Source organism: Moritella sp. F3, assembly GCF_015082335.1.
GTDB lineage: Bacteria > Pseudomonadota > Gammaproteobacteria > Enterobacterales > Moritellaceae > Moritella.
In genome coordinates, this window is record NZ_BLRL01000064.1 from 1 (window position 1) to 269 (window position 269).

The window sequence follows — 269 nt, forward strand, 5'->3', positions numbered from 1 at the left end:
GCTCAGCACGTTCGCCACTTTCTTTAATACAACATCACCCATTTGATGACCATAAGTGTCATTAACCTGTTTAAAGAAATCGATGTCGACAACGGCCAAGGTTCCCTTTCCTAAAGATCCTTTTAACTGCTCCACTTCTGCATTCAACGTTTTGAACAAGCAACGTCTATTTGGCAAATGGGTCAGAGGATCATACAGAGCTTGGTACTCTAGCTTCTCATTCAGCTCTTTGAGTTTTCGTTCTTGCTGTCTTCTAACCAGTTCCACTT

At 42.0% G+C, this 269-nt stretch carries 1 protein-coding gene; it reads right to left on the reverse strand.

Translation table 11 applies throughout. The features are described from left to right. The coding region (locus JFU56_RS22500; RefSeq protein WP_198439445.1) for a GGDEF domain-containing protein at positions 1-269 on the reverse strand (269 nt) is incomplete at both ends.